The organism is Acetobacterium sp., from assembly GCF_036508315.1.
In the GTDB taxonomy this organism is placed as follows: Bacteria; Bacillota; Clostridia; order Eubacteriales; family Eubacteriaceae; genus Acetobacterium.
The window spans coordinates 36071-49854 of sequence record NZ_DATCHP010000055.1 but is presented as its reverse complement, the minus strand read 5'-3'; the positions used below and the strand labels follow the sequence as shown (position 1 = coordinate 49854).

The following is a 13784-nucleotide window of genomic DNA, read 5'->3' as shown; positions in this document are numbered from 1 at the left end:
ATGAAAAAGCTTTTTGTATTTTTGATCGCATTTTTCTTATTGTTTAGTACTATGCCTGTATACGCCGCAACCGCAACGAAAAATGTAGTTACAAAACCAGCAGCAACGACAACAAAAGCAGCAACGACAACAAAACCAGCAGCAACGACAACAAAAGCAGTAACGACAACAAAACCAGCAGCAACGACAACAAAACCAGCAGCAACGACAATAAAACCAATAGCAGGTAATTATGGGTTAATTCCGAATGATGCCAGCCAGAAGGACAACAATGCTTCATTGCTTAACCGTGCATTGAACCAGTATGGCAGTATCACATTAAATGGCGTGTTCTACATTGGAAACACATCTGAAGCAGTGACGAATCCTAATATTGCAATCACTGGTATGAATGCTTCAGAGTTGATTTTTAATAACGGAAAAAATACTGTTTTATTCGATCCTGAAAAAATCAAGAGTCTGACAATAAGTAATATGAAATTCACCAATTTGAGTAAGGTAAATGCTTTATTGATCGCTTACAATCCTGCAGAGAATAGTTCTTCAAAAGTCAACAGCGTGAAAGTCGATGGCTGTACATTTGAAGGAGATATTTCCTTATACAGACAGCAGGGAAATAAGAACTTAAATCCTGTGGGAGTTGATTTTGGTATTGATCAGTTTATATTTACAAATAATAGTGTCTCAAACACGACATACAGTTTTATCGTTTTAAGTGATATACCTTTCAGAAATGTTGAAATCAGAAATAACACCATTCATAATTTCCAGAACGTTTTTGCAAGTATGAGTATCACAAATGGCATCACATATGAGGCACAGATGGTGGAAGCCAGAAAATTTGTTGGGATCTATAACAACAAGGTCACATGTGATGATAATTGGTGGGCTGAAGCAGGCGGCGGCGAGTATTATGCATTTGCATTAACTGAAAATAAAGAGGTGGTCTATGATTCTAATCGTGTTGAAGGGATGAAGGCGAATTTTGATGTAGCATTATACGATGCTTATTTAAGCTCCGGCATGGTTACCTACACCAATAACACATGGATCAACAATATTTGCTTTGATGCAAACAAAACGAACAATGCATTGATAAAAGCAAAACAAGGCGGCGTCGGCGGTGACGCGGGGAATAGTGTTCCCGTAAATAGAGTGTATTCAAACAATACATTTATCGTAGAAGAATCATACGCTGATAGACTGGGACAACCGAAAAGTGAATTGTTTGTATCTTTTATGGAGTTGACAACATGTGCAAACAATTTTACAATTGAAAACAACAAAATCGATGTTTATGATTTAAGATTTCCAGGTTCAAGTCAACAAATTACGAATTTCAAATTTAACAACAATGAGATAAAGTCGAAATATGCACTTGGCAACATAACGATACTGAGATTAACCGATAATTGTCAACCGATCATAGAAATGACTAATAACAATATTCAAATAGAACAAAAGGATGCACATCCATCTGGTATAACAAGAGGATTGCAGTTGTTACAAATTGTAGATGTAAGAACCAATACCAGTAAGGGTTTAGCAAAGTCAATAGTGGTAAAAGATAACATTATTCATGGACCATTTGATTATATTTTTTTCACGCTACTGGCGGACGCATTGGTCGTTCAGAATAATCAGATCAGTGTAGCAAGTGCACTCTATCAAAAACCCTATTATCTTGGCAATCATCCGGAATTGGCCAACATTCTTGTTTCAAAATATTAAAATGAGTGTCAATTTACAAGTTTAAGACAAAAATTTATCATAGAAAAATAAAACACCCATTTGTGAGATGCCAGGTTTGCAAAGAGCCTAAACTCACAAATGGGTGTTTTTTCATATTAGCGGTTTCTTTATTGAAAAAATACTTGGATTCATAATAATAATTATGCATTAAATTAATGGTTAGCTAGTGATAAAAAGGGTACAAATATATTAAATATATTGCTGAATTTCGTGTAAATTTGCGGACTGGTATATAGAATATTTTATTGTTGAATAATAAGCATTATGATATAATGTGGAGGCTGTTTTAATAATCAAGGGGGCATAGCGTGAAAATAACAATTGCAGGTACCGGTTATGTAGGATTGTCAAATGCGATCTTACTTGCTCAGCACAATGAAGTGATTGCACTCGATATTATAAAAGAAAAAGTTGATATGATCAACAGAAAAAAATCTCCAATTTTTGATAATGAAATTGAAGATTTTTTAGTAAATAAAGAACTAAACCTAAAAGCAACAACAGATAACTATGAAGCCTTTAAAGACGCAGAATACGTTATTATTTCTACACCAACAAACTATGACCCAAAAAAGAATTACTTTAATACGAGAACAGTTGAAGCCGTTATTGCAAATGTACTTGCCATCAACCCTGATGCCGTTATGATTATTAAATCTACGGTACCGGTTGGGTATACAGAAGCTGTTAAAGAAAAATTTGAAACAGAGGATATTATCTTTTCTCCTGAATTCTTAAGGGAAGGAAAAGCGCTTTATGACAATCTATACCCTTCAAGAATTGTTGTTGGAGAGCAGTCAGAAAGAGCTAAAGTCTTTGCGGAATTACTTGCTCAAGGTGCCATTAAAGAAGATATTGATATCCTTTATACTAAATCAACTGAAGCAGAAGCGATTAAACTTTTTGCGAATACCTATCTTGCATTAAGGATTGCATATTTTAACGAGCTTGATTCATATGCTGAGGTAAGAGGTCTTGACACGCAAGATATCATCAAAGGCGTTAGTCTGGATCCGAGAATAGGAAACTATTATAATAACCCCTCATTTGGATATGGTGGATACTGCTTACCAAAAGACACAAAACAACTTCTTGCTAATTACTCAGACGTACCCCAAAACATCATGTCTGCCATCGTAGATGCCAATAGAACGAGAAAAGACCACATTGCGGATATGATTATTAAGAGAGAACCAAAAATTGTAGGAATCTATCGGCTCACCATGAAGATGAACTCAGATAATTTCCGCGAATCTGCTATTCAAGGTGTCATGAAACGAATTAAAGCGAAAGGAATAGAAGTAGTTGTATTTGAGCCAGCCCTTGATGAAGATGATTTTTTCAATTCTAGAGTCATTAAAGATTTTGATGAATTCAAAAAAATTTCTGATCTTATCGTAGCAAATCGATTATCCGATGAGATTAAAGATGTAGTGGATAAAGTGTATACGAGAGATTTATTCAGTAGAGAATAATGCGCGTGATTTATAAAAACCGTCAAGTATTTATAATGGATAAGATTGTTAACAGAAGGAGCTTTTTATTATGACATTGAAGCAAACAAATAAAGAGAAAGTGATGTTATGATTGATACACACATACACTTGGTGCCAGGCGTTGATGATGGTGCGAAAGACATGGATGTAGCCATACGGATGCTACATATGGCAATCAATGAGGGTGTGAGTGAGATGATTTTAACACCCCATTTTAATATACCCATTTATTACAATCAAAATGTTGAAAAACAATATAATTTGATAAAAGACTACATTATTACTGAAAAAATTGATTTAAAAATACATTTAGGTAATGAGATTTATTTAAGTGAAGAAAGCATGGAAGGGATAAAGAATGGTCAAGCCCATACCATGGGGGATAGCCGATATCTATTGGTGGAATTACCCTATTATCATTTCTACCCATTTCATGAAGCCATGATGCATGATCTCCAGCTCAGTGGTTACAAGATTGTACTGGCTCATGCTGAGCGTTATCAGATTTTCATGAAAAAACCTGATAAAATCAAAGAATTGGCAGAAAAAGGCATCTACGCACAAATAACGTCAAGCTATATTATAGACAAAAAAACCAGAAAAAAAGCACTTAAATGGATAGAAGGTGGTTCGATCCATATTGTTGCATCGGACGGGCATAATGTTGACAATAGACCACCAGTAATGAAAAGGGCCTATGATAGTGTTTCTCAGGCTTTTGGGGAGCTTTGTGCAGAGACATTATTTGTCGATAATCCTAGATTGATGATCGAAGATGGTGCATTAATGATTGCGGATATAGAAAAAGCAAGAAGATTTGGCTTGCGTATGCGATAACAGAAATAAGTCATTAATTTATACTGAAAAATATATAAGTTATGCTAAATATTTGGTATGGTTTTGTCGATATTCCTTGTGGCATTAAATACATAATAGGTAAGTCGAAATGATAGCAACGCAGGAAGAATTAATAATGATTAAAACCTTTGGAATTATTTGGTTGACCAAAGCATTAGCCGATTTGTTGGCATTGTCAAAAAATCTGACATTAGAAACAATTAAAAAAGCACCAACATAATGTTTCTATGTTAAAAAGTGAGGTATACCATGGGAACTAAAATGAGCAGACACTTATTTCTAATTATTGCAGATATGTTGGCTGTGAATATAGCTTTCTTTGTGGCGGTATACCTACATTATGAAGGCATTGTACCAACAGAGATCATAAGTATATACTTAAATAGTATATTCATTTTGACACTGGGTAAGATTGTGATCTACCGATACTTTGATTTGTACAACAGCATATGGACCTATGCATCAGTGGAGGAACTGATGAAAATTGTACTTGCCGGGGTTGTATCAAATATTTTTGGCACCATTATTCTGATATATATGGGGGAAAGACTATACTTTGGTATCTATCTAACCATCATGATTTTTGAAATTGCCATTGCTGGCAGCACCCGTTTTAGCTATCGGCTTGTTAGGAGTTTGAAAAATAAACAACTGTTTAATAAAAAAGGTTCTGAGAAAAAAATATTAATTATTGGGAGCGGTGCTACGGCGACTCTGATTGCCACCGAGATTAAGAACCATGCGTTTAACTATGGACATGTTATAGGTTTTATTGATGAAGACGAAAATAAACTAAATAAAAACATTGCAGGGGTCAAAGTCCGAGGCAACAATAATGACATCGGAAGTATCGTTCATAGATTTAGAGTTAGCGAGATCATCATTGCCACACCAACAGCGGATCCCACCACCCTGAGAATGATTTTGAGTGAATGTAAACGAACAACTGCCAAGGTACGAATCATACCAGGCATCCGTGAGATGATTGATGGTCAAGTCTCTTTAAGTAAGATTAGAGATGTTGAGATTGAAGACCTTCTTGGGAGAGAAACAGTGAACCTTAATGTAAGAGAAGTAGTCAGTTACATTGAAGGTAAAATTATCTTGGTGACTGGTGGCGGTGGTTCCATCGGTTCTGAATTATGCAGACAGATTGCCAGATTCAACCCAGGTAAGCTTATTATACTTGATAATTATGAGAATAATGCCTATGAAATACAAAATGAACTTATACAGGATTATGGCAGCAAGTTGAATCTGGATGTCATCATTGCATCGGTAAGAGACCGAGATGATGTTTTTTCTATTATAGAATCAAATCATCCAGATGTGATCTTCCATGCCGCAGCTCATAAACATGTGCCACTGATGGAACATTCACCAAACCAGGCCATTAAGAATAACGTCTTTGGGACCAAAAACATGGCAGAAGCAGCCCATGAATATGGTGTTGAGCGCTTTGTTATGATTTCAACAGATAAGGCGGTCAATCCAACCAATATTATGGGAGCCAGTAAGCGCATATGTGAAATGATCATCCAGGGCCTTGCCCAGCAAAGCAAGACAAAGTTTACTGCGGTTAGATTTGGCAACGTTCTTGGCAGTAACGGCTCAGTCATACCACTTTTTAAAAAACAGATAAAAGAAGGCGGACCAGTGACGGTCACCCATAAAGAAATTATTCGGTACTTTATGACTATACCAGAAGCAGCTCAACTGGTGATGCAATCCGGTGCCATTGCAAAAGGCGGGGAAATATTTGTTCTTGATATGGGCCAACCGGTAAAAATATATGACCTGGCCGTAGATCTGATTAAACTTTCCGGTCTTAAGCTAAACGAAGACATTGAGATCGAGATCACAGGACTAAGACCAGGTGAGAAGCTCTATGAAGAACTTCTGATGGATGAAGAAGGTTTAATCGATACCCGATATGAAAAGATTCGAATAGGCCAACCCTGTAAAATCGATTATGTCAGCCTTAAGCAATCTATTGCCGAGTTGACCCTAATACTAAACTCCTCAGATAAAAAAGAACTCATTCGTAGAGTAAAAAAAATCGTAACAACCTATAAAGACAATCATGAAGTGAATAATAAAAGCGAAATAAAACTCCGTTTGATCTATGGTGTGGATCGTAAAACAGCAGAATAAGAAAATCAAACTTGTTGAAACCTATTATAATAAAGGGATAGAAACCGATGCTAACGCACTTAAGATTATGGATTATATTAAAATGAGTAGCTGGGATGCAAATATTACCTATGAAAATTATCGTCTGAAAACTTACTCTGAGATCATCGATGGATTATGGTACGAGTTATACAACCAGGAGGATTTAGATTTGATTAAGAATTTATTTGATCAGAAAGAAGAAATGAACTTAGAAAATTGGAAATAAGTAATATGTGATAAAGTGGGTTATAGAGGATGGGAGATCATTATGAAAACAACAAAAAGTATCAATTTATTAGAGCTGTTTGATATTGTTATTAAAAAATGGTGGCTGATATTGTTACTTACAATGGCAGGCTTTGCGACGGCCTATTCTATAACAGCCATATTCGTGACACCAATTTATGAAGCAAAAACAGTTTTGTTTATCGGACAGGAAAATTCAGGTTTGGCATCAATTGGTATTTCCCTAGGTCAATTGGAAGCGGATAGTCAGTTAATCACTGATTACAAGCAAATTGCTTTAACCCACTTGGTTATTGATGAAGTCATGAAAAATACAGGGATGAATATAGCATACAATGAGTTTCAGAAAGATGTAGTCATTGAAACCGTTAAAGATTCGCGGCTTTTTACCGTTGGATTTAGACATACTGACCCTCAAATTGCAAAAATGGTTTCAGATGAACTAGCTAAGCAACTGACATTAGCTGTTTCGCAAATCGTTGGGGTGGAAAATATTCGTATCCTGGACCAGGCCACGGTACCTCAAAAGCCCATTGCTCCGAATAAATTGCTGAATGCAGTAATCGGAGGCCTTTTAGGTCTTTTTGCTTCATTGTTTATTGTAATCATTATGTTTTTACTTAATGATACGGTTAAGGATGAAGAGGATATTGAAACTCTCATTGGGATATCAGTACTGGGAAGCATTCCAAAATTTAAAAGGGAGGCTAAATAATATGAATCTATCAAGTTTAGTAACATTAAGCAGTCCCACATCATTTGAAACAGAAAGTTATAAATTGTTAAGGACCAATTTGAATTTTAAAAATTTTAAAAATAAATATCAGGTCATGCTAGTGACCAGTGCGGGCAAAAAAGAAGGAAAAACCACCACCATTTGTAATTTGGCAATAACATTTGCTCAGTCAGGTAAGAGGGTGCTGATCGTTGATGCAGACTTAAGACTACCGCGTGTGAACAAAATTTTTGATATTAATTCAAGACTGCCAGGCTTGTCGAATATGCTCGTTGATGGATTGCCGCTTGATTTTGTATTGAATAAAGTTGGCGACCTTGAAGAATTAGAAGTCATGACAGCAGGAAATAAACAAGTTTCACCAACAGAACTGTTGAATTCTGATGCTTTTGAGAACATGATTATCGAATGCAAGAAAAAATTTGATATCATTCTGATTGATACGCCACCAGTATTAAGCTTTGCGGATGCAAGTATTGTATCCAAAGTAGTCGATGGAGTACTACTGGTTGTGGCAGCTCAGGAAGCAAAAAAAGCAATGGTTGTTGAAGCAAAAAAAAACCTTGAAAAAGTAGAGGCAAACATTATAGGTGTTGTCTTAACAAAAGTAGAATTTAAAAAAAGTGCTCTCTATTATGGATATGGTTATAGTCGTGATCAAGATAAGGTTCAGTCAGGCAGTCATCATAAAAAGAAAGGTCTTTTCCGGCGGAAAGATCAAATTACAGAAGAAAACAGTGATGTTAATTCAGAGGATTCAAAGCCATGAAAAAAGCAAAGGCATAACTAAACAGGTTTTACTGAAGCATTTCAGACTGTTGATGCAGATATCTATTAATATACCTGCTGTATTTGCAAGCTCAACGCTATACAACAAGGTGCCCAATGGTTTTTGCGAGCCTACGCCTAAGCTACCTTTTTTATGAAATTCAAGGTATAATAGAGACGATAATCGAGAAAGAGGGCTTATATAATATGGATGATTCATTTTTAGAAATTGATAAAAACCCTGCAACACTTTTTACAACCGAAGATAAAAAATATTTTTTAAGAGATCCGGGCGCAATCGATAAAGGGATTAAGGAATTGGCAGACGCTATTAATTCAGTAAATGTATTTTTTACGATGAACTCCTGCCAGGGATTTCTTATAGAAAGCGAAAGAGTAGACCATTGTCAGGAAACTTATGTTGATTTTTATGTATTAAATCAACAATACGCTATAGCAAACATGCTTTTAATATCATTGGTTAGTAAATTCAATTCATTAATCGATTGTAAATTAGTCTACGAAGCGGATTTTAATTGTATTTCAGAGGATGAATTAGAAGTCACTGGATTTGTAAATTTAAGATATGGTATTAAATTATTCGAATTAGAACCTGAGCTCATGGAAACCACATATAGGGAAATAATAAAACATATTAAAGAATTTGCTGAAGAGGTCAATAAAAAAGTTGGTGAAGTTTCGGAATAAGAAAGGAATATCTTATGGTTGGTGTGATTTTATTAAGAAAACGGGTAGGTATATAATATCTACATAAGGAGGATTAATATTATGAAATATCAATTTGTAAAAGAATTTCCACACCCTTTAATGGAAAAAGGAAAGAGTCCGGTAATATCTATTTATATTGATACCAATATTAAAAAACCGGATCGGCTTGAAAATCCTATTCGTTTCAAAAATCTTGTCAGAGAGGCACAGGAGGCGTTAAAAGATAAAGAGGTCAAAGGGTTTAGAGATCTGTTTTCTCTTTTCAAACAAATGGAAGAGGATATTATATTCTGGGAAGGTGCTACAGAAGGAATGGCGATTCTGGCGGATGAGGAAGAATGTATTGTATACAAACTGCCCATTAGCGTAACCAGCCGTGCCATTGTATCCGATAGCTATTATATAAAACCCCTATTGAAAAGTTATCAGTTAAACGGCCGGTATCATGTTCTCGGACTCAATCGAGATCGATTCTTTCTTTTTGAAGCAGATCATTATGGACTTCATCAGATTTCATTAGACGAAAAAGACTCAACAATGGAAGGTGTTTTAGGGACTCAAACAACAGAAGGGCATCTGTCCCATGCCAGTACCGGAGGCGAGCAATCCACATATCACGGATACGGAGGCGCTAAGGATGAGAGAAAAGTAGATGAAGAAAAATTTTTCCGCCACGTGGAGACCTTCGTTGAAGAGCAGCATTCCAAGCAGTATAAAATACCCCTTATACTCGTTGGGTTAGATGAACATCAAGGGGAATTCCGAAAGATATCAAAAAATCCATATCTGATTAAAGAAGGTATTAAAAGTGACATTGAGGCAATGGACGAAAAAATGCTTTATGAAAAGGTTCAGAATGTCATGATGGATATTTTCAGACAGCAACTGAAAGAACGAATGGAAATATTCAACCAGGCTCATTCAAAAGATATGGGCTCAAATGATGTGGTTGAAATTGCCAGAGCGATTACAGAGGGACGGGTGGAAGTCCTTTATCTGGAAGAAAATAAAGTCCATCCAGGTAGATATGAGCCTAGTCACGGTACCATTACTGAAGGCGTGGCAGAAGATTTTTACGTTGGAGATATTTACGACGACATGGCTGAAGCGGTTCTTAGTCGAGGGGGAGAAGTTGTGATCCTAGAAAGTGAGGATATGCCAACGGAAAGCGACCTGGCTGCGGTATATAGATATTGATAACCCATCGGAGATCAATAATTAAAAAATAGGATTTTGGTGGCAGGCACTTGGAAAACAGTAGCCTGCCATTTATTTATGTAATTTTATACCGAAAAATACTAATATAAAAGTACCAAAAAGTTTCGCGAAATATTTTTTCGACATTGAATGGGGGGATTTATTGCTATGGGTATTATCTGCTTTGTATATTGCAACCGTTGACAATTTCTGCTAAGATAGAATCAGTGAGGTGGGTTTTATTGTGAAGAATGCCGACGGTTGAATATAAGCACTCTACACTTACACACACAGAAAGAGGGAGAAAAATGAAATTCGAATGTGCATTTATTTATGTGGCGCCTGGTTTGGACTCAAAAAAAGATAGAGCGATCATCCCTTCAGAAGCAATTAATATGAATGTAGTGGGATGCGCTGACTATGACGAAGCAGAAAAAGTAGCAATAGAAATGGTTGAAAAGGGATGTAACGCATTAGAATTATGTGCCGGATTTGGAAATGATGGAATCGCCCGTATTAAAAAAGCTGCTGGGAATGATGTCGCTGTTGGGGCAGTGAAATTTGACTTCCATCCGGCTTTTGGCTTCAAAAGCGGCGACGATATGTTCAGCTAGAAACATTTGAAAGCTTTACATTCTATTTAGTTTATGATACACTAAAAAAAATTAAATATTGTAACACTGCTTGGGGTGCCGAAAGGCTGAGAGAAAACTCTGTTTTTAACCCATTGAACCTGATATGGTTAGCACCATCGTAGGGAAGGCATTAATTTTAACAAATTATTTGACTCGCCCATATTGGTGCGGGTCTTTTATTTTTTGCCATAATAAAAAAAATGATGTGATATGAAGGAGTATTAAATAAATTATACAACACAAATGGATGCAGCTCGAAAGGGTATTGTTACACCGGAAATGGAACAGGCGGCGGCCACAGACGCTTTAAGTGCGCAGGAACTTATGGAGCGGATAGCAGCAGGGTCCGCAGTTATTCCCGCCAACAAAAATCACCGAAATCTGATCCCGAAAGCCATTGGCAGGGGATTAACGACTAAAATCAATGTTAATTTGGGCATTTCAGAAGACGTATGCAATTTCGATAATGAGATTGAAAAGGTGAAAACCGCAGTTAAGATGAAGGCCGATGCCATTATGGATTTAAGCTGCTTTGGCAAAACAGGAGATTTCAGAAAGCTGGTTGTTGAAACCGCGAACGTTATGCTGGGCACCGTGCCGATTTATGATGCCATCGGCTTTTATGATAAGAATCTCACGGATATTACAGCAGCGGAATTTATCAAGATTGTGGAAGTTCATGCTCGGGATGGCGTGGATTTCATGACAATCCATGCCGGCATTAATCGTGAAACGGCAAGGCGATTTAAAAAGACGGGCAGGTTGACAAATATTGTATCCCGGGGAGGTTCACTGCTCTTTGCCTGGATGGAGCAAACTGGAAAAGAAAATCCCTTTTATGAGCACTATGATAAAATCCTCGAAATATTTGAAAAATACGATGTCACAATGAGTCTTGGTGATGCTTGTCGTCCCGGATGTATATATGATGCCACTGATGCTGCTCAGATTGAGGAACTTATTGTCATGGGCGAACTGACAAAGCGTGCCTGGGAGAAAAATGTTCAGGTTATGATTGAGGGTCCCGGACACATGGCTATTAATGAGATTGCTGCAAACATGCTGCTTATGAAAAAGCTATGTCATGGCGCGCCCCTTTATGTTTTAGGCCCGATAACCACTGACATCGCACCGGGTTATGATCATATAACAAGTGCCATCGGTGGTGCTTTAGCGGCAGCCAGCGGTGCGGATTTTCTTTGCTATGTTACCCCGGCAGAGCATTTGCGTTTGCCTGATATGGATGATATGAAAGAAGGCATTATTGCTTCAAGGATTGCCGCTCATAGCGGAGATATTGCCAAAGGGATTAAAGGGGCTTCAGATATTGACTATAAAATGAGCACTGCCCGTAAAAACCTTGATTGGGAAGGGATGTTTAATCTTGCTTTAGATCCGATAAAGCCACGTCGTTACCGTGAAAGTTCAAAACCGGAAAATGAGGACAGCTGCACAATGTGCGGAAAGTTATGTGCGGTACGAACTATGAATCGTGTATTGAGTGGTAAAAAGGTGGATCTGAAGTGAGGCGCTTATAATGAAAACTAAAAAATTAGCTCTTGCAGGGATGTATGTTGCTGTTGGCGTTGTTTGCTCTCCATTTTATATTCCATTAGGAATTACAAAATTCTTTCCAATACAACACATGATTAATGTGCTTTGTGCAGTAACATTAGGTCCGTTATATGGTGTGATGTGTGCTTTTGCTATTTCACTGATAAGGAACTTACTTGGAACAGGTACACCTCTTGCATTCTTTGGGAGTATGATCGGGGCATTACTTGCTGGAATTATTTATAATAAGACTAAAAAAATTCACTTTGCTGTACTCGGTGAGATCTTCGGCACCGGTATTATCGGTGCTTTGCTTTCTTATCCTGTAGCCAGGCTTTTACTTGGAAATTCAACAGCGGCATGGTACGGATTCGTTATTCCTTTTTCGGTTAGTACCATTATCGGTTCATTGACTGGTTATCTGCTCCTGATTGCTGTTAATAAGGCAACTAAAGGTTCATTACTGACAAATCATAACCTATAGCACAAAAAAACGGAAGCCAGATTGGCTTCCGTTTTTTGTGATTAAAGCATTAAATTTCTAAATGGCAGAATCCTTCATTCTGGTAAAGAATGACTCCCAGATTCTCTCTTTGTGCTGCTTCAACCAGTGCTTCGATGGAAAGTCCTGGGGCGTAGCAGTCCACTGCATAACCGATGAGATGCTTGGAATTAGGGATGCCGCCGACTTCCTGATTACGGGTGGGGCAGCGGACACCGGAAGTGACAATGATTGGTGTGTTGAGATTCTGTCTGACAGATTCTAAGTGGTTTAAGAGATCCGGATGCATTTCATTTGGGAAACCGTTACAGTATCGTCTTTCGCAACAACACTTAAATTCCTGTCGGTTAAAGTGAGGGGTGAGTTGTCCGGGTTGTGATGGAACCGGGTTGGTGTCCTGAAAAAGTGCCTGATGGGTCATCGGGCCAACCATCCCATCGGCTTCCAGGTTGTGATCTGCCTGAAAAGCTTTAATAGCTGCAAGTGTTTGTGGTCCGGCAATATTATCCAATGAGCCTGGGAAATAGCCGGCATTTTGAAGGGCTTCCTGAATTTGCAACATGTACATATTAATATTTCTCCTTTTCCTGTTCTGATAATTGTGCCAAAACCTTCTTTAACTTTTCCGGAATGGGAAAACCGATACGGCCAAGATTTTCCATAATACATATTGACTCATCCGTTCAAAAGCATAATACTATTAGATGAGATAGGGCAGATGTTATGTGCTGAATTGATAGTGAGAAGGTCACAACATAATTAAGGTCATCAGCCCTCAAAGTGTTTATTTCAAATGCTTTTCAAGATATTCATTTTAAAATGTTTTAGATGTTTGCTTAAGTTAATTGAACAAATGAGTTTAATATTTTTAATGGATTATTTATTTTACTTTCTAACTTAAATTATAAAATTTGTACTATTTTAGTACTATTGATAAAACAAGTAATTTATAGTATGTAGATCGCAATAAAAGAAATATTAATTAGTATAAGTATAGAGAATAACAAATACTATCTTCAAAATCATGAGAATGATCTCAGATTGATCTTATTTAATTGGATGGATATTATATCAGTTATTTAATTAAAGTTAATCTAGGCCATTCTGATAGCTTTTAAAGCACAATAAAATTAGTA

14 protein-coding genes and 1 riboswitch are annotated in these 13784 nt (G+C 36.9%); of the genes, 12 read left to right on the top strand and 2 right to left on the bottom strand.

The annotated features are described in order from the left end of the window. The 12 genes from VIK44_RS06930 to thiW all read left to right on the top strand — a co-directional run bounded on the left by VIK44_RS06930 (position 1) and on the right by thiW (position 12630). Positions 1-1731 (top strand): hypothetical protein, encoded by a 1731-nt coding sequence (locus VIK44_RS06930; protein WP_331553116.1) that lies wholly within the window; start codon positions 1-3, stop codon positions 1729-1731. Between the two features lie 329 nt (positions 1732-2060). Next, positions 2061-3227: a nucleotide sugar dehydrogenase gene (locus VIK44_RS06925; protein WP_331553115.1), complete on the top strand. Its 1167-nt coding sequence runs from the start codon at positions 2061-2063 to the stop codon at positions 3225-3227. 108 nt (positions 3228-3335) lie between these two features. Then, positions 3336-4085 (top strand): tyrosine-protein phosphatase, encoded by a 750-nt coding sequence (locus tag VIK44_RS06920; protein WP_331553114.1) that lies wholly within the window; start codon positions 3336-3338, stop codon positions 4083-4085. 270 nt (positions 4086-4355) lie between these two features. Continuing rightward, a complete protein-coding gene (locus VIK44_RS06915) occupies positions 4356-6260 on the top strand; it encodes a nucleoside-diphosphate sugar epimerase/dehydratase (RefSeq protein ID WP_331553113.1) in 1905 nt (634 codons plus the stop codon). Continuing rightward, positions 6232-6507 carry a hypothetical protein gene (locus VIK44_RS06910; protein ID WP_331553112.1) on the top strand — a complete coding sequence of 92 codons (276 nt, stop codon included), beginning with the start codon at positions 6232-6234 and terminating at the stop codon, positions 6505-6507. Before VIK44_RS06915 ends, VIK44_RS06910 begins: the two co-directional genes overlap by 29 nt. Positions 6508-6549: 42 nt before the next feature. After that, on the top strand, positions 6550-7242 hold the full coding sequence (locus tag VIK44_RS06905) for a YveK family protein (RefSeq protein WP_331553111.1): 693 nt from the start codon (positions 6550-6552) through the stop codon (positions 7240-7242). A 1-nt stretch (position 7243) separates the two neighbouring features. After that, positions 7244-8032: a CpsD/CapB family tyrosine-protein kinase gene (locus tag VIK44_RS06900; RefSeq protein ID WP_331553110.1), complete on the top strand. Its 789-nt coding sequence runs from the start codon at positions 7244-7246 to the stop codon at positions 8030-8032. Positions 8033-8238: 206 nt separating this feature from the next. After that, positions 8239-8739, top strand: coding sequence for a hypothetical protein (locus tag VIK44_RS06895; protein WP_331553109.1), 501 nt, complete (start codon positions 8239-8241; stop codon positions 8737-8739). A gap of 81 nt (positions 8740-8820) precedes the next feature. After that, positions 8821-9957, top strand: a complete 1137-nt coding sequence (locus tag VIK44_RS06890) for a hypothetical protein (protein WP_331553108.1) — start codon at positions 8821-8823, stop codon at positions 9955-9957. 308 nt (positions 9958-10265) lie between these two features. Next, a complete protein-coding gene (locus tag VIK44_RS06885) occupies positions 10266-10571 on the top strand; it encodes a DUF6506 family protein (RefSeq protein ID WP_331553107.1) in 306 nt (101 codons plus the stop codon). A 61-nt stretch (positions 10572-10632) separates the two neighbouring features. Further along, positions 10633-10735, top strand: a riboswitch (TPP riboswitch). Between the two features lie 82 nt (positions 10736-10817). After that, positions 10818-12119 (top strand): phosphomethylpyrimidine synthase ThiC, encoded by a 1302-nt coding sequence (gene thiC, locus VIK44_RS06880; protein WP_331553134.1) that lies wholly within the window; start codon positions 10818-10820, stop codon positions 12117-12119. A 10-nt stretch (positions 12120-12129) separates the two neighbouring features. Continuing rightward, positions 12130-12630, top strand: a complete 501-nt coding sequence (thiW, locus tag VIK44_RS06875) for an energy coupling factor transporter S component ThiW (protein WP_331553106.1) — start codon at positions 12130-12132, stop codon at positions 12628-12630. Between the two features lie 49 nt (positions 12631-12679). On the opposite strand, the gene VIK44_RS06870 is transcribed toward thiW, so the two are convergent. Continuing rightward, on the bottom strand, positions 12680-13216 hold the full coding sequence (locus tag VIK44_RS06870; RefSeq protein WP_331553105.1) for a D-Ala-D-Ala carboxypeptidase family metallohydrolase: 537 nt from the start codon (positions 13214-13216) through the stop codon (positions 12680-12682). A 1-nt stretch (position 13217) separates the two neighbouring features. Next, positions 13218-13319 carry a phage holin family protein gene (locus VIK44_RS06865; RefSeq protein WP_414637064.1) on the bottom strand — a complete coding sequence of 34 codons (102 nt, stop codon included), beginning with the start codon at positions 13317-13319 and terminating at the stop codon, positions 13218-13220. Positions 13320-13784 lie beyond the last annotated feature (465 nt).

Coding starts and splice junctions, on each gene's coding strand:
- VIK44_RS06930 (WP_331553116.1), top strand. CDS start 1: ATGAAAAAGCTTTTTGTATTTTTGATCGCATTTTTCTTATTGTTTAGT.
- VIK44_RS06920 (WP_331553114.1), top strand. CDS start 3,336: ATGATTGATACACACATACACTTGGTGCCAGGCGTTGATGATGGTGCG.
- VIK44_RS06915 (WP_331553113.1), top strand. CDS start 4,356: ATGGGAACTAAAATGAGCAGACACTTATTTCTAATTATTGCAGATATG.
- VIK44_RS06910 (WP_331553112.1), top strand. CDS start 6,232: ATGGTGTGGATCGTAAAACAGCAGAATAAGAAAATCAAACTTGTTGAA.
- VIK44_RS06905 (WP_331553111.1), top strand. CDS start 6,550: ATGAAAACAACAAAAAGTATCAATTTATTAGAGCTGTTTGATATTGTT.
- VIK44_RS06900 (WP_331553110.1), top strand. CDS start 7,244: ATGAATCTATCAAGTTTAGTAACATTAAGCAGTCCCACATCATTTGAA.
- VIK44_RS06895 (WP_331553109.1), top strand. CDS start 8,239: ATGGATGATTCATTTTTAGAAATTGATAAAAACCCTGCAACACTTTTT.
- VIK44_RS06890 (WP_331553108.1), top strand. CDS start 8,821: ATGAAATATCAATTTGTAAAAGAATTTCCACACCCTTTAATGGAAAAA.
- VIK44_RS06885 (WP_331553107.1), top strand. CDS start 10,266: ATGAAATTCGAATGTGCATTTATTTATGTGGCGCCTGGTTTGGACTCA.
- thiW (WP_331553106.1), top strand. CDS start 12,130: ATGAAAACTAAAAAATTAGCTCTTGCAGGGATGTATGTTGCTGTTGGC.
- VIK44_RS06870 (WP_331553105.1), bottom strand. CDS start 13,216: ATGTACATGTTGCAAATTCAGGAAGCCCTTCAAAATGCCGGCTATTTC.